Here is a 19,885-nt window from a genome sequence, read left to right on the forward strand (position 1 = left end):
ACCTGAGATTGTACGATAACCAAAACGCGCCATCGAGAAGCGCCTCGGGACGAAAACCAGATGCCGGACAGAGATCTCATCGCCATCGACAACGAGGCCTTGCTCATCGCCTCTGGCAGTCCCTCGGGCACCCCTGGCAACCCGATCATCAACAATTCCGACACGCCCAACGGGACGGTGTTCGAGTATGTCGGCGGCTTCGCCCCGGTGACCGTGGTGATCGATGATCGCCCGGGACGGGGCTCCAACCCCAACATCCTCGAAGACGACGCCGCCAACCGCCACCGGGTGGTCGATGGCGGCGGGCTGGTGGATGAGGGCACCCGCGTGGAATCCGAAAGCCGCATCGACCTGCGCGCCCTCAACGACCAGGGCGAGCCGACAGGCCCCCTGATCAGCGTCTATGTCTTCTCCAAGGACGGGCAGACCTCGGACATCTGGGGCATGGGGCTCACCCAACCGCTGATCCCGGGCAAGTCCTATGTGAAGATCTCGGGCTCGAACAATGGCGACATCCGCTACAACCAGTTCGTGCCCTGTTTCGTCGCGGGCACCCTGCTGCGCACCCCGGACGGCCCCCGCGCCATCGAGACGCTACGCAAAGGGGATCGCATCTGGACCGAGGCGGATCCGGAGGCCGTGATCCGCTGGGTCGGCGCGCGCCGCGTGGACGGGCGCGGCGATCTCGCCCCGATCCGCTTTGCGCCCGGCGCGCTCGGCAACACGCGCACCCTCTCCGTCTCGCCCGCCCACCGGATGCTGATGCGCACATGGCAGGCGGAGCTGCTCTTTGGCCTGTCCGAGGTGCTCGTCGCCGCCAAGCACCTGACCGCCCTGCCCGGCGTGGACCGCACCCCGCAAAGCTCGGTCACCTATTGCCACGTCTTGGTCGACGGCCACGCGATCGTGGAGGCCGAGGGCTGCCTGTCCGAAAGCCTCTATCCCGGCGAGGTCGCCCAGGACGGGCTCGACTGGATGGCCCAGCTCGAACTGCGCCAGATCTTCCCCGAGCTCTTCGCCCAAGGCCCCGGCACCACCGCCGCCCCCTGCCTGCGCGCCCACGAAGCCGCCGCCCTGCTCGGTGCGGGCTGAAGAGCGGCTTGGCAGCGCGCAGTCCCGGCCATAGGCTGCGGGCAAGAGCAGCGGCGGAGCAGTCATGGCCATTACCTTCACCGACGAAGACGGCGCGCGCGCGTGGCTGGAGACGCAGGAGCATTCCGTGCGGGTGGCCTTCGCGGCACGCTGCGCGCTGCGGGCCGCGCCCGGACTGGGATTTGACGAACCTGAGACACTTGGCGGACTTGCCTTGCCCGTCTTGCGCGCGATGCTGAGTTCGGGGGTCGCAGCGGTGTGTCCGACCCCCGAACTCAAAGAAGACGTCGAAAGCTCCGCCCGCTCCGCCGCCCGCTCCGCCGCCGACTCCGCCACCCTCTCCGCCGCCGACTCCGCCACCCTCTCCGCCGCCCGCTCCGCCGCCCGCTCCGCCGCCCGCTCCGCCGCCGACTCCGCCACCCTCTCCGCCACCCTCTCCGCCTACTCCGCCACCAACTCCGCCCGCTCCGCCGCCGACTCCGCCGCCGACTCCGCCGCCCTCTCCGCCGCCGACTCCGCCTTCTCCGCTTGCGACTGGGATACCGGACACTTGGACGGCGACAGGATCGAGAGTGTCTTCAAAGAATGGCTCTGGCCCACGGAGGCCCTCGGCGAGATACCTCCGGGCGAACCGGAGGGGCTCGCCGCAGGCTACGCCAAACTCACCGAGTTCTTCGACAGCGACCCGGCTTGGGGCTTCTGGAAACGTTGGCTCGACGGAATGCGCCGCGGCGAACCTGAGCCCTGGAAACTCCAAGAGCAGATCGCCCTGATCCCGGACAAGACCTGGAAGGATGGACCGGACGCGATTGCAAAGGAAATCGCGCGCATTGAGGCGGAGTGGATGGCAGAGCGGCTTCCACAGGTGGAAGACGTCGTAAAATCAAAGGAAACCGGCCTCTATGACGTGGTTGCGACTGCGATCAACACGGAACAGCAACTGGCAACGATTGTGGCGCAAACCCGCTTTGCGCTGGAGACAGCCATGCGCGGCAATAGCGGTCTCAATCCTTACTGTGTCGCTTATCGCTATATCCTGCACGCCTGTGAGGTCTGTCCGGAGGACGCAAACACAGTTGAACAGCATTTTTCGCTTGCAGCCTCTGCACTTGAGAAGGGGCTCTCTAAAGGTAGGTACCAGGAAGACGAAGGAATTGAGGAGTTGGCGCAAAGCTTGAGACGCCACGCGCTACAACTGCGCTCCGATCACCCAGATGTTGGCGCAGCCTATGTCACCCGTGTCGCACAGACGTTGCGAGAGCTATCGGATGACGCCGCTTTGCAGCTTGCTGAGGCGACGGCGGATTATGCGCGTACCACCGAAGGTCGCTTGGAGCAAGAAACGCGCCTAGACGAACAAGCGCTTGCATCGGATGAGCCGCCGGAAGTCAAAGCCGAGGCGGTCAAGCGCGTTGTGGGTCGTGCGAGCAAACAATCCTTGATCGAACGCGCCTCCGAAGGCGTCAAGGCGGTCGACAAGTCAGGTGGAGTCACCGGCGCCAAGCTCGGGTACACTGGCTATAAGCTGGTAGAGCTCGCCGCAAAATACTGGCCTTTCTAGGCTGCAACCGCGTGAAACCTTGGGTTCTCTGACAATGCGAAATGGGCAGAGGATTGCCCCACTTCCGACCGACAGGGTCCAGTTTGCACGGGCCCCGGGCTGGAGTTTCAACCTGATCTCTATCTTGAATTGCCTGCCGGGCATCTTGAGTTAACAGCCCACCCGACGCAAACACAGCGCGCGTCCGCCGCGACCACATGTGGTCGCGGCTTGGGCAAGCCTCTTGCCAAACCGGCCCGCGTCGGTCTACACGGCCTTCGCAGCAACCACAGGAGACGGCCCCATGGCCCTCACCCTCCGACAGATCCGACGAGACCTGACCCGCGCGTAACCCGCGCGCCCTGTTGCTTTGGGCTTTCCCGCCCGCCCCTGACCATTCCAAATTGACACCGCCCCACGCCATTGGCACCAATGGGGCTCGCCTGTTCCGAGAGGATGTGACCGATGATCCCTGCGATCCTGCCGACCTATAATCGCGCGCCTTTGAGCTTTGTCAAAGGCGAGGGCTCTTGGCTGATCGAGGCGGATGGGCGACGCTTTCTCGACCTCGGTGCCGGGATCGCGGTGAATGCGCTCGGCCATGCGCATCCAAGGCTGGTCTCGGCTCTGACCGAGCAGGCCCAGGCGCTCTGGCATGTCTCGAACCTCTATGAGATCCCGGCCCAGCAGAAGCTGGCAGAGATGCTCGTGGCCGAAACCTTTGCGGATACGGTTTTCTTCACCAATTCCGGCACCGAGAGCTGCGAACTCGCCGTCAAGATGGCGCGGAAGCATTTCCATGATGCGGGTCAGCCCGAGCGGGTCGAGATCGTCGCCTTTGAGGGGTCCTTCCATGGCCGCTCTTCGGCGGGGATCGCCGCGGCGGGCTCCGAGAAGATGACCAAGGGCTTTGGGCCGCTCCTGCCCGGGTTTCGCCACCTGCCCTTCGGCAATCACGAGGCGCTGCAGGTCGCGATAACGGACCAGACCGCTGCCGTCATCGTCGAGCCGGTGCAGGGCGAAGGCGGCATCAAGCCCCTGCCCGATGCCTGCCTCAAGGGGCTGCGCGATCTCTGCGATGCCCATGGCGTGCTGATGATCCTCGACGAGGTGCAATGCGGCGTGGGCCGGACCGGCCGGCTCTTTGCCCATGAATGGGCCGGGATCGCGCCGGATATCATGATGGTCGCCAAGGGGATCGGCGGTGGCTTCCCCCTGGGCGCCGTGCTGGCCACGGAACACGCGGCCTCGGGCATGACCGCGGGCAGCCATGGCTCAACCTATGGCGGCAACCCGCTGGGCTGTGCCGTGGGCTGCGCCGTGCTGGAGAGCGTGACCGAGGACGGCTTCCTCGCCGAGGTACAGCGCAAATCGGGCCTGCTGCGTCAGGGACTTGAAGGGCTCGTCGCAGAATTCCCCGAGGTCTTTGCCGAAGTGCGCGGCAGCGGCTTGATGATGGGCATCGTCTGCACCGCCCCGAACACGGAGGTGGTCCAGGCGGGCTACGGCGCCGAGGTGCTCGTGGTGCCCGCAGCGGAGAATGTCATCCGCCTGCTCCCGGCGCTGACCATCTCGGACGCTGAGATCGGCGAGGCGCTCAACCGCCTGCGGGCAACCGCGGAAACGGTGCAGGCCAATGCCGCATGAGTATCGCTTCGTGCCGGTGACCCGCGCGGATTACCCGATGCTGCGCAGCTGGCTGGCCGAGCCCCATATGGCGGGCTGGTGGGGCGATCCGGAGACCGAGATTGCCCTGATCGAGGAAGAGATCGAGGGCGGCCCTTGCGACATGCGGATCGTCTGGGCGGATCGTCCCTTTGCCTTCGTGCAGGACTATCCGGTGCGTGCCTATGGGGCGCCCCATTACGGGCACCTGCCCGATGACGCCCATGGGATGGACACCTTCCTCGGCGATCCCGCCTATCTCGGGCGCGGCCACGGGGCGGGCTATCTGCGCGCGCGGGCCGAGGCGTTGTTTGCCGCAGGCGTGCCAGCGGTCGTGGTCGATCCGGACCCGGAAAACACCCATGCCGTTGCGACCTATACCAAGGCCGGGTTCGCTCCGGTGGACCTGCGCCCCTGCGAAGATGGCGCCGAGGTTTTGGTAATGGATATGTGGGCCCCGACCGCGGGAGATGCCCGGACAGATGACAAGAAAGACTTGAAATGACGCATTTTCTCGACATCCACACGACCGATCCGGCCGAGCTCCGGAAGATGATCGATCTGGGCCGCTCCATGAAGGACGCTCGCGCCGGACGCCCCAAGGGCACCCCCGATGACAGCCAGCCCCTCGCCGGGCATATGGTGGCTCTGATCTTCGAAAAGCCGTCGACACGGACCCGCGTCTCCTTCGATGTGGGCGTACGGCAAATGGGCGGGCAAACCATGGTGCTCTCGGGCACGGACATGCAGCTCGGCCATGGCGAGACCATTGCCGACACGGCCCGGGTCCTCAGCCGCTATGTGGACCTGATCATGATCCGCACCTTTGAGGAGACGACTCTGCTCGAGATGGCCGACCACGCCACAGTGCCGGTGATCAACGGGCTGACCAACCGCACCCATCCGTGTCAGATCATGGCTGATATCATGACCTATGAAGAACATCGCGGCCCCATCGCGGGCAAGAAAGTCGTCTGGTGCGGCGATGGCAATAATGTCTGCGCGTCCTTCCTCCATGCGGCGGGGCAGTTCGGTTTTGACCTGACCTTCACCGGCCCACCGACCCTGGATCCGGAGGACGAGTTCGTTGCGGGTGCCCGGGCCAAGGGTGTGAAGGTCGAGATCGAGCGCGACCCGGATCTCGCCGTGCAGGGGGCCGATCTGGTGGTGGCGGACACCTGGGTGTCGATGCATGACAGCCAGACCACGAAGGAGCGGCGCCACAATCAGCTCCGCCCCTATCAGGTGGACCGGGCGCTCATGGACAAGGCCAAGCCCGACGCGCTCTTCATGCATTGCCTGCCCGCCCATCGCGGCGAGGAGGTCACGTCCGAGGTCATGGATGGCCCGAACTCGGTGATCTTCGACGAGGCCGAAAACCGGCTCCACGCGCAGAAAGCCGTCCTGCGCTGGTGTCTCGGGGTGTGACGGAGGCAGGTCCTCAAGGGCCAAGGCGATTCAACGAGAGGACCCATATGACACGTTCCGTTCTGATCCCGACCCTTGCGGTTCTGCTGCTGGCGGCCTGTGAGACAACGACCCCGACGGGCGCCAATGCGGGGACCGAGCAACTCCGGGCCCAACTGGCCCCCGCCATGCGCGATGCGGATGTCCCGGAGGCCTGCATTCAAACCCTGTCCCTCTCGGCCCTGAGCGCGGTCAAGGCAGCCGTGAGTCCAGGCTTTGGCCCGCGCGTCACAGCCGGAAATGTCGGCCTCGGCAATCCGCGCGCTCAGGAAAAACAACGCATCCAGGCCATCGCCCGGCGCGAGTGCCCGGAGATCCAACAAGACGGACCCGCGTTCCTGTTCCCCCTCGCGGCACCCAAGTCCAACACTGCGCCATAGGCCCTCATGGCTCTTGGTGTCTCAGCAGCATAAGGCGCGTCACATACCGCTAGCGGTCGAACCCGTCAGGGAGAACGCCGCACTCTGTGAGCATCCGAATTGCGAATTGGCGCCGGAAGTCCCTGATTTCACCATAGGTGGCGGCGCGGGCGTAGAGCGCGAAGGGAACTGGCGGCCGGCCGTCCCTCGCGACCCATCCCACATACCAGCCCTCGAAGGGGCGAGAGAAATCGCCCGGCACGAAAGGACCGGACCCGGTCTTGCCGTGGAGGTCGAGACCAGTGCCGCGCGTGTCCAAGCTGGCAGATGTGAGCGCGTCGAGGCTCTCGGGCGCTACATCAAGGGACCCCGACAGCAGGTCTGAGAGAAACGCGACCTGTTCTGCGACCGAGATGCGCAAGGTTCTGTCCAGCCAGAAGGTGTCTGACCCCTCCGGAGCGGCTGCATTGCCATAACGCCAAGTTTCAAGGACAGACCGGTACTGCCGGGCGCCCACATCGACGGCAATATCCTGAAAATACCAGGCCGCCGACCGTCTGAACGCGCTTTCAAGCGTTTGATCCCGTCGCCAGTCTTCGGGCCAGTATCGCGCCCCCGGTCGCCGGGTTGGGATCCATGCGCGCTCCGCGTCCAGACCACCTGCTACACCGGTTTCCAATGCGATCAGAAGGTTGGGTATCTTGAATGTGGACCAGGGGCCGTGCCTGGTTTCGAGATCGCTCCCCTCCAAAACGCAGATGCCCTGCGTTTCCAGATCACGGGCGAGGAAACTGACGGCGCGCCCGGTCATTTCTGCAGCCAAGGGTTCGGCAGGGACAACGGCGCGCGTCTCGGCGACGGCGCTCTCCGCGAGAACGGCAGCGACAGTGAAAGCGGTAAGAGCCGTGACGGCAGCGCGAAGGATCATCGGTCACTCTGTGTTATGTGACGGGTGTGAACTCGGGCGTTCGACCCCTTGGACATGATGTCCAGCAGGCGGTGTTGATCGACAGAAACGCATCGGGTCCATCCGCCTTATCGGTAGGTACAGACCCAGGCGCAAGCAGCCGCCATGCGAACACACTCTCGGAACGGCAGCTTCATGCGCAGCTTGGGCCCGAAGGGGTCTGAGCAAACGCCAAGACCGGTGCAGCTTGCCGCGCGTCGCGGAGATGTCAGTACTTGACCCCTCAGGGGCGCCAGGTCAGGAAGTTGCCGATCATCCGCAGTCCCGCCGCCTGGCTTTTTTCCGGGTGGAACTGCGCGCCGACCATGGTGTCGCGGCCTACAATCGCCGTGACCGGCCCGCCATAGTCGCAATGGGCCAGCAGGGTCGCGGGGTCGCTGACCTGCATGTGATAGGAGTGGACGAAATAGGCGTGATCGCCGGTCTCGACCCCTGCCAGCACCGGGTGCGGGCGGTCCACCACCAGATCGTTCCAGCCCATATGGGGCACCTTGAATGTCGGGTCCGACGGCGTGATCTGCACAACCTCCCCACCGATCCAATCAAAGCCTGGCGTGTCAGTATACTCGCGGCCCGTGGTCGCCATCAGCTGCATGCCGACGCAGATCCCCATGAAGGGGCGGGCCTTGACGGTCACCGCCTCTTCAATGGCCTCAAAGAGCCCCGTGAACCCCTCGAGCCCCGCACGGCAGGCAGGGAAGGCCCCGTCACCGGGCAGCACGACCCGGTCGGCCTTGGCCACCAACTCGGGATCCGAGGTCACCCGCACCTCGCCGCCATCGACCTCCCGCGCCATGCGCTCGAAGGCTTTCTCGGCGGAGTGCAGGTTGCCGCTGTCGTAATCAACCAGAACCGTCAGCACGTCAGAGCGATCCCTTGGTCGAGGGGATCGCGTCGGCCTTGCGCGGATCGGTCTCGAGCGCATCCCGCAAGGCCCGCGCCACAGCCTTAAAGGCCGCCTCCGCGATGTGGTGGGAGTTGATCCCGGCCAGAGCGGTCACGTGCAGCGTCAACCCGCCATGGGTCGAAAACGCCTGAAAGAACTCGCGCACAAGCTCGGTGTCGAAACTCCCGATCTTGGCCGTCGGCAGCTCGAGATCCCATACCAGATAAGGCCGCCCGGAGATGTCCAGAGCCGCCCGCACCAGCGCGTCATCCATGGGCAGCAGACAGGACCCATACCGCACGATCCCGCGCTTGTCGCCCACTGCCTGGGACAGGGCCTGACCGAGTGCGATGCCCACATCCTCCACCGTGTGGTGGTCGTCGATATGCAGATCCCCCGCGCAGCGGATCGTCATATCCACCAGCGCGTGGCGGCTCAGCTGATCCAGCATATGGTCGAAAAATCCGACCCCGGTCTGATTGTCGTAAACCCCTGTCCCATCGAGATTGATCTCGACCGAGATGTCGGTTTCAGCGGTTTTGCGGGTGATAGTCGCGCGGCGCATGGGGTGATCCTTCATTTGCCCGTGCCTTTTGGCATGGGCGGGACGCGCTGCCAAGCCCGGGGTGATTGGCCAGCGCCACACCGGTCACCGCCAGTACCATGCCGAGCATCGCCACCGGGGCGGGCCGCTCCCCTAGAAGGCCCATGGCGAGCAGCGCGCTGAATACCGGCATGAGTTGCAGGAAAGCGCCCGCGCGCCCCGCCCCGATCCAGGCCACCCCATGGGCCCAGATCCAGAAGGCCAGAACCGAGGCGCCGAGCCCGAGATAAAGCACAGCCCCCATGAGCGGCCAGGATAGCGTGCCTTGCGCGCTTGGAGGAAAGAGCAGCGCGGGCATCAGGATCAGCGCGCCGAGGGCAGCCTGCACCGCCAGAAGGCTGAGCGCCGAGAGCGGCACGGGCAGCTTGCGCAGGGCCACCGTGTAGCCCGCCCAGATCCCCGCCGAGAGCAGCACCAAAAGCGCGCCGTCGCCGCTCAGTCCCTCCTGGGGCCCACCTTGCACCAGCAAGCAGACCCCGAGAAAGGCGATGAGGCTACCCACCGCCTCGACCCGGCCCGGGCCACGCCCGCCCATTGCCCAAGTGATCCCATAGATCAGCAGCGGCGAGACCGCGAAGAGCACCCCGGCCTCGGTCGCGCTCGCGGTCTCCAGCCCGGCATAGAGCACGGAGTTGAACCCGACGATCCCTAACCCGGACAGGATCAGCAGAGAGCCGGGATGGGATCGCAACACGGCACAGATCGCGCGCCGGTCCAGCCAGAGCACCGGGCTCAGACACAGGGCCGCCACAGCCCAACGCGCGCCATTGAGCCAGAGCGGATCGCTGATCTCGTGCACCCCGCGCGCTGCAACAAAATTTCCCGACCAAAGGAGCGTTGCGAGGATCAGGGCGAGGATCGGCAGGGATCTTGAGAACATGGGTCGGGTGCAAAACTGCTTGGGCTAAAATCCTCCCGAGCCTGACGGAGCCAGCGTCAGCGCTTCGTCAGCGCGGACCATTGCCCTGCCCTGCGAAACCCTGCATGGTCCGCGCAAAATCGATTTCGAGGGAGAGACACATGTCCGACGACACGCCGAGCTACGGCTTTGACACGCTACAAATCCATGCGGGCGCCCGCCCGGACCCGGCCACCGGCGCGCGCCAGACGCCGATCTATCAGTCCACGGCCTATGTGTTCCGTGATGCGGATCACGCGGCCGCGCTCTTCAACCTGCAGGAGGTCGGCTATATCTATTCGCGCCTGACCAATCCGACCGTGGCCGTTCTGCAGGAACGGATCGCCACGCTCGAGGGTGGCGTCGGTGCGGTCTGCTGCTCCTCGGGCCATGCGGCGCAGATCATGGCGCTCTTCCCGCTGATGCAGCCGGGCTGCAACGTCGTCGTCTCGACGCGCCTTTATGGCGGGACGGTCACCCAATTCAGCCAGACGATCAAACGCTTCGGCTGGTCCGCGAAATTCGTGGATTTCGACGATCTGGACGCGGTCAAGGCGGCCATCGATGACGATACCCGCGCGGTCTTTGGCGAGGCGATTGCCAATCCCGGCGGTTACATCATGGATGTGCGCGCCATCGCAGATATCGCCGATGCGGCGGGCATCCCGCTGATCATCGATAACACGACGGCAACCCCCTATCTCTGCCGGCCGATCGAGCATGGCGCGACCCTCGTGGTGCATTCGACCACGAAATACATGACAGGCAACGGCACCGTGACCGGCGGCTGCGTTGTGGATAGCGGCAAATTCGACTGGATGGCCTCGGACAAGTTCCCGTCGCTCAGCCAGCCCGAGCCCGCCTATCACGGGTTGAAATTCGCCGAGACCTTTGGCCCGCTCGCCTTCACCTTCCACGGCATCGCGGTGGGTCTGCGCGATCTGGGCATGACCATGAACCCGCAAGGCGCGCATTACACGCTGATGGGGATCGAAACGCTCAGCCTGCGGATGGAGCGTCACGTGGAAAACGCCGAGAAGATCGCCAATTGGCTCGAAGCCGATGACCGCGTGGATTTCGTGACCTATGCGGGGCTCGAAAGCTCGCCCTATTACAGCCGCATCAAGGATGTCTGTCCCAAGGGCGCGGGCGCGCTCTTCACCTTCGCGGTCAAGGGCGGCTATGAGGCCTGCATCAAGCTGGTCGACAGCCTTGAGATCTTCAGCCATGTGGCCAATCTCGGCGATACGCGCTCGCTGATCATCCACTCCGCTTCCACCACCCACCGCCAGCTCACACCGGAGCAGCAGGAGGCCGCCGGCGCCGCGCCCAATGTGGTGCGGGTCTCCATCGGGACCGAGGATGCGTATGACCTGATCGCAGATCTGGATCAGGCACTGGCCAAGGCGACCGCCTGACGGGCACCATCAGATGGACCGACAAAGCCCCGCTTCGGCGGGGCTTTTTCTTGGGCTGCGGCGATGTAAGCATCTTTGGCGCCCCCATGTGCGTCGGGTCTGTGCCATGATCAGGGTGTCCCCGTTGCCCCACCAGAAGGATCATCGCCCGTGACCCGTCGCATCGTCCAAACCACCGCTTTCCTTCTGATCCTGACCGGAGCCGCACATGCCGCACCATCGGCGCGCGAGATCTGCCAGAAGATGATCGCCGACGGGCGCGCGGGTGGCATGGATCAGGCCAAGTGCGAATGCACCTACCGCGTGGCCGATGCCATCCTCGACGACGATGTCAAAACCCTCCTCTTCGAGGCGTGGTATACGGGCAAGGACAATATGCAGGCCGTCGCCCAATTGCCGGGGCAAAGCCGCATTCGCAAACAATTCAAGACGATGGAGCGGTCGCTCGAGCCGAATTGCGGCTAGGCGTCATCGCCCCGAAAGGACCCTCATGCCTCAGACGCCTTTCCGCCCCCGTGCCCTTGGCGAGATTGCCATCCGCTGCCGCGACTTCGAGGCCATGCTGGCCTTTTACGGCGAGGTTCTGGGTCTTGACCGGTTGGCGGCGGGGCCGCGGGGCGGGCATCGCAACGGCATCGCCTTCTTTCGCTTGGGCGAGAGCTTTGGCGGGCATGTGGCTGTGCTGGCGCTCTTTTCCGACGAGGTCGGCGGGGTATCCATGTCACCGGACGCGGAGGCCGGTCCGCTGCAAGCCGGGCAGCGGTCCTCCCTGCACCACCTCGCCCTGAGCTTGCCCTGGGAGGAGCAGGAAGCCGCGGCAGAGTGGCTCCGAGCCGCCGGATGCGCGGTGCGGATTGAGCATTTCGACTGGACCGGTTGGCGCGGGCTCTTCACCAGCGACCCCGACGGCAACACGGTGGAACTGGTCGCAGCCAGCGCGGAATGGCACCTCAAATGACGCCACCGATTTTCTAACCGGGAAAGACCACAACCCTAGCCGGAGGTGCGAAACTCTGTTTGTCTGGCCGAGCCCTGCCGAAAGGAGCCCCGAGCCATTCCGCCCCAGCCCCCCACGCCCACGGTGACCATTGCCCGCGCAACGACGCCTGAGGATCTCGACGCGGTCCGGGATCTGGTGCGCGGCTTCTACCGTTTCGCCATGGCCCATGTGGCCAAGGCCACGGGCCGCGATCCGACCACCGAGAACCCGACGGTCTTTGCCAATCTCGACAAGGAGCTCGCCGATTTACCCGGGCGGTACGGCCCGCCATCCGGCTGCCTCTTGCTCGCCCGGCTGGACGGCAAGCCCGTGGGCACGGTGGCCTATTTTGGCCAGTCAGCCACGGAGATGGAGATCAAGCGCATGTTCGTGCGAGAGGACGCCTGGGGCCATGGGCTCGGCGCGCGGCTGCTCGACATGCTCCTGACCGAGGCCCGCGCTGCGGGCTATCGCCACTTCAAACTGTCGACCCATGTTTCGCTGACCCACGCCCATGGCCTCTATCGGCGGATGGGCTTTGTCGATGCGCCGATCTCCGCTGATTTCCCAGGGGCGATCGAGGGCGTCGATCTCTGCATGGAGATGCGGGTGCATGAGGACGGACGGAGCGCACGGTGATCCCGTCGGACGATCCCTTCGCCCATCACCCGGAGCTGCGCGGCCTGATCGCCGATCCGGAGACCTCCTTCTTTCGCGACTTCTCGGCAGAGGCGATCCTCGCCGCCCATCCTCACCTGACCGATCTGCGGGACTGGATCCACAGCGATAGGGAGCGCGAAGCGATCCGTCGCGCCGCGCTTGCCGGTCACACGGGGGATCTGTGGATTTTCGGCTATGGGTCGCTCATGTGGGATCCGGCCTTGCGCTTTGCCGAGGTGCGACGCGCCCGGCTCAAAGGCTATGCACGGCGCTTGATCCTGCTGGATGATTAGGGCGGACGCGGCACCAAGGAAGCGCCGGGGCTGATGGCCGCGCTCGACCCTGGCCCGGGCTGCGACGGGCTGGCCTTCCGCGTGCGGGAGGCCGAGATCGAGACTGAGACCGAGCTCCTCTTCCGGCGCGAGATGATCGGCCCAGGCTACCTGCCGATTCTGCATCCGGTGCAGATTGGCGAGGCTAGCGTGACGGCGCTTGTGTTTGTGGCCGACCATGCGGAGCCTGTGATCCTCGCGGAGATCAGCCGCGCCCGGCAGCTGCGCTATATCGCGACGGGGACGGGGATTCTGGGGTCCAGCCGCGACTACCTCGCGAGCATCGTCGACCACTTTCGCCAGATCGGGATGGAGGACCCCCATTGCAGCGCGCTTTTGCGCGAGGTGGACGCCCTGATCGCGGCCAGATCGGGCGAACCCGCCACTTTGTGAGGGTCAGGGCCCTTGCTCGCTTGGGCGCGCTGCGCGCATCTCCGCACCGTCGTCGCGCCACGAACACCCGCGCCCCGAGGCGGGCCCGGAGAGGCCCGCTGCGTCAGGATCGGCTATTGCGCCAGTTCGATCACCAGTGACACGCTGGAGGACATCGTGACCTCGCCCGCAGCCACCGGCACGCCCGCATCCGCCATGGCCATCTCGGCGCGCATCATCTGCGGGCCACGAAAACCGCCCTGCTCGGTGATCGAGCGGATCGGGCCAAGGCTCACCCCGGCCGCCGTGGCCAGCGTCTCGGCCCGGGCCAAGGCGTCCTTCATCGCCGCCTCGCGTGCGGCACTTTCCAGCGGACCGGGGGCCTGCACACCAAAGCTCAAACCACCGAAATTGTTGGCGCCATCGCTCACGCTGGCATCCAGGATCTCGCCCAGCCGCTCCAGATCCCGCACCCGCACCGTCAGACTGTTGCTCGCGCGAAAGCCGATGATGCGCCGGGACTGACCGCGATAGTCCTGCCCGGGCTCATAAAGCGGGGACAGGTTGAGATCCGAGGTTTGCAGATCACGCGGCGCGATATCGAAGCCTTGCAGCTTGGCAAGCACCGCCGCCATCTGCGTCGCGTTCTCCGCCAGAGCCTGATCCGCGCGGCGATCCTCGGTCACCACCCCGAGCCGGATCGTCGCCATATCGGGAATCGCGGGGATCTGGGCCTCGCCGGTGACGTTGAGAAGCCCCGGCTCCTCCGCGGCGCGCGCCGCGCCCGCAGGCAGGGTCAGGGCCAGGCCCACAAGCATCGCAGCACAGATAGCCAACGGACGGGAAACAGGGGAAAAACGGTGCATCGGGGCCTCCTTGGCACAGAACAAACCCGTGACCGGAGCGGGCAAGTGTCCTTCCATCACGGGCGTAAACACGATACAAGGTGGCCACAGGAGGTGGGTGATGCAAGAGCTGCGACAGGGTCGATGAAACCAAGCTTTGCGCTTCTGTTGTCTCAGGATGGTCTGGTGCTGTGCCACCGCACCAGCGACGGCTGGCTGCGCGTGGGCGAGGTTCTGCTCACAGCCAAGGATGTGGCCGGAGAACTGGCCGCGCTGCGCACCCGCGCGCTGGAGATCGCCAAGGACCAGAAACTCGGACCGCTGGTCACCAAGCTTGTGCTGCCCAATAGCGAGATCCTCTACGACACGATCTCGGTCGAGGGGGTGACCAGCCCCGATTATGACGCGGTGATCCGTGAGCGGCTCGACGGGCGGACGCCCTATGCCATGGACGAGCTCTGCTATGACTATGTGGTCACGCAGGGCGAGGCGCAGGTTGCCGTCGTCGCCCGCGAGACCCTGGCCGAGGCCGAGGCCTTTGCCACCGAGCATGGGCTTGATCCGGTTTGTTTTGCTGCTGTGCCGCCCAAAGGCGCCTTCGCGGGCGAGGCGATGTTCGGGATGACGCAGCTCGCGCCAGACCTGCTCGCCCCCAGCGAAACGCTGGAACGTGACATGGCCCCGGTGGTCATCCTCGGGGAGACCGATTGGACCAGCGAGCGCGCGGCGCCGTTGCCTGTCGCTCCCACTCCTGCGTCGCCTGAGGCGGAGACGACTGCGGACGCCCCCACCGAACCTGTCGAAACGCCCGTCGCGCCCGAAGAGCCTGCCGTTGCTGGGCCCGAGGATGCCTCCACAGAATTCCACGACCTGATCCGCGACACGCCCGCGCCGGACCTGCCCGAGCCCCCGGCGCAGGCGCAGCCCGCGCAGATCGCCCCCCGCGTCCGGGCCGAAGCGGCGGCGAAGCTGACGCCGCCCGAAGCGGTGGAAGCTGCCGAACGGCTCGCCGAGATTGCCGCGCCGGCCAAGCGCAGCTCGCGCTCGCTGGGTCTGATCCTGACGCTGGCCCTGCTCGCGGCCATGGTTCTGGTGGGCGTCGTGGCCGCAGTGTTGGACCGGGGCGAGGTTGTCAGCACGGGCGAAGCCCCCATGGCTGCGCCTGCGGAGACAGAAGTGGCCCAAGCTGCGCCGGACCCGGTTGCGGAGACGCCCCGCGCACAAGCCGTGGCAGAAGAGGCAAGCGATGCCACCGGCGTGGAGGCGTCGGAGCCTGTCATCGCAGAAGCCACGCCCGAACCCCCGGCCGACGAGAGCACAGCCAACAGTCCGGTCGCCGTGATGACTGATGGCCCCCCCCAACCCGCCGCGCCTGCGAATGTGGTTAGCCGGTTTGAGGCCCTGCCAACGCCCGAGGAAGTGGCCGAGGGCGAGGAGGCGACCGTCCCGGGCACGCCCGCACCCATCGCCGCGACAGAGGCCCCTGAGATCGCCGAGCTTCCCGAAACGCTCTCGCCCGAGCCGCCGACCGATACCGAAACCGTGGAGGCCCCGCGCGAACTGCGCCCGCCTCTGATCGAGACCGAGACGCGGTATGCGGCCAGTGGCATCTGGCAACGCAGCCCCGATCCCCTTCTGCCCATCACGCCCACTGTCGTTGGCGATCTTTATGTGGCCGCCCTCGACCGGGATGTGGCGATCGAAGATGCACTCGCCCTGCCCGCCTATATGGACAGCCAAGACCTGCGCCCGGTCTCGCCCCAGCCTCCCGTGGCGCCGGGACAGTTCTTTGAGCTCAGCGAGGACGGGTTTGTCACGCCGACGCCCGACGGCGCGCTGACACCCGAAGGCGTGCTTGTCTTCTCGGACCCGAGCACCCGGCCCAGCCCGCGCCCCTTGATCACCCCGGTCACCACAACAGAGGATCTGCGCCTGGCCGAGCTGGCGGAACAACGCCCGCCGCCGCGCCCCAAGAACGTTGTCGAGCTTCAGGAACGCGCCGAGCTTGATGGCCGCAGCCGGGCCGAACTGGCCGGACTGACGCCGACGCCGCGCCCCGCCTCGATCCAGGAGCTCGCCGCCGCCGAAACGCCCGACCCGGGGCCCGAGAATGCCATGGCCCGCTCCGTGTATCCGGATCGCCGCCCGTCCAACTTCGCGCAGCTGGTGGCCGAGGCCCGCGCGACGCAAACCGCGCAAGCCAGCGCCCCGCGCCAGAGCCAGGGGGTCGCTGCGGCCTCCACGGCCTCGTTTGCGGCGGCTGCCCCGGCGCCACAGCGCACCACGGCGCCGACCATCCCCACAACAGCGTCGGTGGCGCGCCAGGCCACGATCGAGAATGCGCTGCGCCTGAACCGGATCAACCTGATCGGCGTCTACGGCACGCCCAACAGCCGCCGCGCGCTCGTGCGGCTGGCCTCAGGGCGCTATGTGAAGGTCGAAGTGGGCGACCGGGTGGATGGTGGCCGCGTCGGTGCGATTGGCGAGGACTCGCTGCAATACACCAAAGGCGGTCGCAACATCACCCTCGAGATGCCCAGAGGCTGAGCACCGGCGCGCAAAACGACCACGGACATCGCGGACGGCTTTACCCGCCGCCCAGCCCGGTTACACTGGAACTGCTCGTTTTCCACCGCCGTCCCGTCCGCGGGCCGGTCGCGCCCTAGGATGTTTCCATGACTGATTTCCTTATCCAGGCCAGCATCTTCCTGCTGGCAGCCGTGATTGCTGTGCCTCTGGCCGTGCGGCTGGGGCTCGGCTCGGTGCTTGGATACCTTCTGGCGGGGATCGTGATCGGGCCGGTGCTGGGCCTGATCGGATCGGATGTGAACGAGTTGCAGCATTTTGCCGAGTTCGGCGTGGTCATGATGCTCTTCCTGATCGGGTTGGAGCTGGAGCCTCGCGCGCTCTGGGACATGCGGGACCGATTGCTGGGCCTGGGCGGGCTTCAGGTGGGCGTGACGACGTTAGCGATCATGGGAGGCTGTATCCTGCTGGGCTTTGCCTGGCCCGTCGCCCTGGCGATCGGGATGATCATGGCTCTCTCCTCAACCGCGATCGTGTTGCAGACCCTGAATGAAAAACGGCTGATGCAGACCCCAGGCGGGCGCAACGCGTTTTCGGTTCTGCTGACGCAGGATATCGCGGTGATCCCGATGCTGGCCTTCATGCCGCTGCTCGCCCTCTCCGTTCTGCCCCATGCCACGACCGAGAGCGGCCCGGCGGCGGGGCTGATCGGCATGACCGCCGCCCCGGATGGCAGCATGCATGTGGCCACAGAAGCCGCGGAGCATGGCGCCCATGGCGGCGGGCATGGGGAACATTCAGCAAGCGCCGTGGTGCATTTTCTCGAACAGCTTCCGGGCTGGGGCGTCACACTGGTGACGATTTCGGCCATCCTTGCCATCGTGCTCGGCGGACATTACCTGACCCGGCCGGTTTTCAAGTTCATCCACAGCGCGCGGCTGCGCGAAATGAACACGGCGGTTGCCCTGCTCTTCGTGGTGGGGGTCGCGTCGATCATGCTGATCCTCGGCCTCTCGCCCGCGCTTGGGACCTTCCTCGCCGGGGTCGTGCTGGCCAATTCGGAATACCGGCACGAGCTTGAGGCGGATATCGAACCCTTCAAGGGGCTCCTCTTGGGGCTCTTCTTCCTGACCGTGGGGGCCGGGATCAATTTCGAGGTGCTCTTTGGCCAGCCGCTTCTCCTGATCGGGCTGACCCTGGGGCTGATGCTGGTCAAGGGCATCATCCTCCTGAGCCTCGCGGTCCTCTTCAAGATCCGGGGGCGGGATCGCTGGCTCTTCACCCTGAGCCTTGCCCAGGCCGGAGAGTTCGGTTTCGTGCTGATCAGCTTTGCGGTGAACACCAATGTCCTGCCCGGCGAAATCAGCCAGACGCTCCTTCTTGTGGTGGCGCTTTCGATGTTGCTCACGCCGCTGCTCTTCATCGTCTATGATCAGGTCAGCGCCCGCATGCAGGAGAGCGGCGGGCCCGACCAGCCCCATGACGAGATCGACGAGCAGCAGCCGATCATCATCGCCGGGATCGGGCGCTTTGGGCAGGTGGTCAACCGCATGGTGCAGATGACCGGGATGAAGACCACGGTGCTCGACCACGACCTCGAGATGATCGAGCTCATGCGTCGTTTCGGGTTCAAGGGGTTCTTCGGGGACCCGACCCGGCCCGAGCTTCTCCATGCGGCGGGGCTCGACAAGGCGCGTGTGCTGGTCGTGACGCTGGATGACCGGGAGGCGGTGCTGAAGCTCGTGAGCTATGCGCGGCGCATGCGACCGGATCTGCATATCGTCGCCCGCGCACGGGACAGGGTGCATGTCTATGAGCTCTATGCGGCAGGGGCCAATGACATCGTGCGCGAGACCTTCGACAGCTCCCTGCGGGCCGGACGCTATGTGCTCGAAAACATGGGGATGAGCGAGTTCGATGCCGCCGATGCCGAGCACACCTTCTTCCGTATGGACCGCAAGGCGATGCGGGATCTGGCCGTGCTGTGGAAACCCGGCGTGCCCGTGACCGAAAACGAGGCCTATGTCACCCGCGCCAAGGAGCTGAACCGGGATCTCGAGACTGCGCTGGTAAGCACGCTGGACGACGCCGAAGGAGTAACAGGACAGAGCGAGCGTTTTGCGACGCTGGAATCCGAGACCGCCATGACCCGGGCCAAGCGCTAGGTCTTAGCCGTCGGAGACGCCCGCTTCGGCGAAGGTGGCCATGCCCGAATGACACGCGACGGCACCCTTGAGCACGCCCAGGGCCAGTGCCGCGCCGGAGCCTTCGCCCAGCCGCAGACCGAGGGACAGGATCGGTGTCTTGCCCAGCTTGTCGAGCAGAGCGCCGTGCGCGCCTTCTGCCGAGAGATGCCCGGCCAGAGCGTGGTCCAGCGCGCCCGGCTGCGCTTCGGCGAGGCAGGCCACCGCCGCACAGCAGATGAACCCGTCAAGCAGGACGGGAATGCCGTCGGCCCGGGCCCGGGCAATCGCCCCGACCATACCCGCAAGCTCGCGCCCGCCCAGACACCGCAGCACCTCAAGCGGATCATCCAACGCCGCGCCGTTGGCTGCCAGAGCCGCCGCAACAGCCGCAGCCTTGCGGCTCAACCCGTCCTCATCCACGCCCGTGCCGCGCCCGACCCAGTCCTCCGCCGCGCCCCCGTAGAGCGCCGCGCAGATCGCCGCCGCAGCCGTGGTGTTTCCGATCCCCATCTCCCCCGCGACCAACAGATCCGCAGCCGGATCCACAGAATTCCATCCGATGCGCAGGGCGGCAATGAGCTCCGCCTCGGTCATCGCGGGGCCTTCGGTGAAATCCGCCGTGGGCGTGTCGAGCTCAATCGGATGCACTGTCATGCGGGCTCCGAACGTCTTGCTCAGCTGATTGATCGCCGCGCCACCAGCGTCGAAATTCGCCACCATCTGGGCGGTCACATCCGCCGGGAAGGCCGAGACCCCCTTGGCCGCGACCCCGTGATTGGCCGCGAATATGACGACTTGCGGCGCCTCGATCCGCGGCTTCTCCGTGCCCTGCCAGGCAGCAACCCAGATCGCCAGATCCTCCAGACGGCCCAGAGCGCCAGGCGGCTTGGTCAGCACATCGTTGCGCGCGCGCGCCTGAGCTTCGGCCGGCCCGTTCCGCCCCGGCGCCCGGGCCAGCACCGCGCGAAACTCGGCGAGGCTGTCGAAGGGAGCGTCGGTCTGCGGGGCTGTGCTGGACATCCGGGCGATTTCCTGTCGATAGAGGGTGCTGGCGGCACTGTTGACCCCAACAGGCTGCCCCCGCCACGC

General features: G+C 66.0%; 18 protein-coding genes and 1 pseudogene. 13 read left to right on the top strand and 6 right to left on the bottom strand.

Annotation, left to right across the window (positions count from 1 at the left end):
• Positions 1 to 60 precede the first annotated feature (60 nt).
• The 6 genes from ACP153_RS02420 to ACP153_RS02445 all read left to right on the top strand — a co-directional run bounded on the left by ACP153_RS02420 (position 61) and on the right by ACP153_RS02445 (position 6,144).
• Positions 61 to 1,092 carry a Hint domain-containing protein gene (locus ACP153_RS02420; protein WP_424969381.1) on the top strand — a complete coding sequence of 344 codons (1,032 nt, stop codon included), beginning with the start codon at positions 61 to 63 and terminating at the stop codon, positions 1,090 to 1,092.
• Positions 1,093 to 1,156: 64 nt separating this feature from the next.
• Entirely contained in the window at positions 1,157 to 2,653 is a 1,497-nt protein-coding gene (locus ACP153_RS02425) for a hypothetical protein (protein WP_424969382.1), read from the top strand.
• 444 nt (positions 2,654 to 3,097) lie between these two features.
• Entirely contained in the window at positions 3,098 to 4,279 is a 1,182-nt protein-coding gene (locus ACP153_RS02430) for an aspartate aminotransferase family protein (RefSeq protein WP_424969383.1), read from the top strand.
• On the top strand, positions 4,269 to 4,802 hold the full coding sequence (locus ACP153_RS02435; protein WP_424969384.1) for a GNAT family N-acetyltransferase: 534 nt from the start codon (positions 4,269 to 4,271) through the stop codon (positions 4,800 to 4,802). The genes ACP153_RS02430 and ACP153_RS02435 overlap by 11 nt, the downstream gene beginning before the upstream one ends.
• Positions 4,799 to 5,725 (top strand): ornithine carbamoyltransferase, encoded by a 927-nt coding sequence (gene argF / locus ACP153_RS02440; protein WP_424969385.1) that lies wholly within the window; start codon positions 4,799 to 4,801, stop codon positions 5,723 to 5,725. Before ACP153_RS02435 ends, argF begins: the two co-directional genes overlap by 4 nt.
• Before the next feature lie 47 nt (positions 5,726 to 5,772).
• Positions 5,773 to 6,144 carry a hypothetical protein gene (locus tag ACP153_RS02445; RefSeq protein ID WP_424969386.1) on the top strand — a complete coding sequence of 124 codons (372 nt, stop codon included), beginning with the start codon at positions 5,773 to 5,775 and terminating at the stop codon, positions 6,142 to 6,144.
• A gap of 49 nt (positions 6,145 to 6,193) precedes the next feature.
• On the opposite strand, the gene ACP153_RS02450 is transcribed toward ACP153_RS02445, so the two are convergent.
• From ACP153_RS02450 to ACP153_RS02465, 4 genes are all read right to left on the bottom strand, one after another.
• The gene (locus tag ACP153_RS02450; protein ID WP_424969387.1) at positions 6,194 to 7,051 is read right to left on the bottom strand and encodes a penicillin-binding transpeptidase domain-containing protein; all 858 of its coding nucleotides are present in this window, start codon (positions 7,049 to 7,051) and stop codon (positions 6,194 to 6,196) included.
• A gap of 262 nt (positions 7,052 to 7,313) precedes the next feature.
• Positions 7,314 to 7,952, bottom strand: a complete 639-nt coding sequence (gene hisH, locus ACP153_RS02455; protein ID WP_424969388.1) for an imidazole glycerol phosphate synthase subunit HisH — start codon at positions 7,950 to 7,952, stop codon at positions 7,314 to 7,316.
• Position 7,953: 1 nt separating this feature from the next.
• A complete protein-coding gene (gene hisB, locus ACP153_RS02460) occupies positions 7,954 to 8,541 on the bottom strand; it encodes an imidazoleglycerol-phosphate dehydratase HisB (protein WP_424969389.1) in 588 nt (195 codons plus the stop codon).
• Positions 8,507 to 9,460, bottom strand: coding sequence for a DMT family transporter (locus ACP153_RS02465; protein ID WP_424969390.1), 954 nt, complete (start codon positions 9,458 to 9,460; stop codon positions 8,507 to 8,509). The genes hisB and ACP153_RS02465 overlap by 35 nt, the downstream gene beginning before the upstream one ends.
• 140 nt (positions 9,461 to 9,600) lie before the next feature.
• Between ACP153_RS02465 and ACP153_RS02470 the strand changes: the two genes are divergently transcribed.
• From ACP153_RS02470 to ACP153_RS02490, 5 genes and pseudogenes are all read left to right on the top strand, one after another.
• On the top strand, positions 9,601 to 10,896 hold the full coding sequence (locus ACP153_RS02470) for an O-acetylhomoserine aminocarboxypropyltransferase/cysteine synthase family protein (protein WP_424969391.1): 1,296 nt from the start codon (positions 9,601 to 9,603) through the stop codon (positions 10,894 to 10,896).
• Between the two features lie 150 nt (positions 10,897 to 11,046).
• The gene (locus ACP153_RS02475; protein WP_424969392.1) at positions 11,047 to 11,361 is read left to right on the top strand and encodes a hypothetical protein; all 315 of its coding nucleotides are present in this window, start codon (positions 11,047 to 11,049) and stop codon (positions 11,359 to 11,361) included.
• A 25-nt stretch (positions 11,362 to 11,386) separates the two neighbouring features.
• Positions 11,387 to 11,854, top strand: coding sequence for a VOC family protein (locus ACP153_RS02480; RefSeq protein WP_424969393.1), 468 nt, complete (start codon positions 11,387 to 11,389; stop codon positions 11,852 to 11,854).
• Between the two features lie 45 nt (positions 11,855 to 11,899).
• Complete coding sequence (locus ACP153_RS02485; RefSeq protein ID WP_424969394.1) at positions 11,900 to 12,514, top strand: GNAT family N-acetyltransferase; 615 nt, start codon at positions 11,900 to 11,902, stop codon at positions 12,512 to 12,514.
• Positions 12,511 to 13,260, top strand: a pseudogene (locus ACP153_RS02490) (gamma-glutamylcyclotransferase). Before ACP153_RS02485 ends, ACP153_RS02490 begins: the two are co-directional and overlap by 4 nt.
• 113 nt (positions 13,261 to 13,373) lie before the next feature.
• Here ACP153_RS02490 and ACP153_RS02495 read toward each other — a convergent pair.
• Positions 13,374 to 14,105, bottom strand: coding sequence for an SIMPL domain-containing protein (locus ACP153_RS02495; RefSeq protein ID WP_424969395.1), 732 nt, complete (start codon positions 14,103 to 14,105; stop codon positions 13,374 to 13,376).
• 123 nt (positions 14,106 to 14,228) lie between these two features.
• Between ACP153_RS02495 and ACP153_RS02500 the strand changes: the two genes are divergently transcribed.
• The gene (locus tag ACP153_RS02500; RefSeq protein WP_424969396.1) at positions 14,229 to 16,631 is read left to right on the top strand and encodes a hypothetical protein; all 2,403 of its coding nucleotides are present in this window, start codon (positions 14,229 to 14,231) and stop codon (positions 16,629 to 16,631) included.
• Between the two features lie 128 nt (positions 16,632 to 16,759).
• Positions 16,760 to 18,775 (top strand): cation:proton antiporter, encoded by a 2,016-nt coding sequence (locus ACP153_RS02505; RefSeq protein ID WP_424969397.1) that lies wholly within the window; start codon positions 16,760 to 16,762, stop codon positions 18,773 to 18,775.
• Between the two features lie 3 nt (positions 18,776 to 18,778).
• Here ACP153_RS02505 and cobT read toward each other — a convergent pair whose 3' ends face one another.
• Positions 18,779 to 19,816, bottom strand: coding sequence for a nicotinate-nucleotide--dimethylbenzimidazole phosphoribosyltransferase (gene cobT / locus ACP153_RS02510; protein ID WP_424969398.1), 1,038 nt, complete (start codon positions 19,814 to 19,816; stop codon positions 18,779 to 18,781).
• Between the last annotated feature and the right edge of the window lie 69 nt (positions 19,817 to 19,885).

It is taken from the genome of Dinoroseobacter sp. S76 (assembly GCF_049801095.1).
GTDB lineage: Bacteria > Pseudomonadota > Alphaproteobacteria > Rhodobacterales > Rhodobacteraceae > Dinoroseobacter.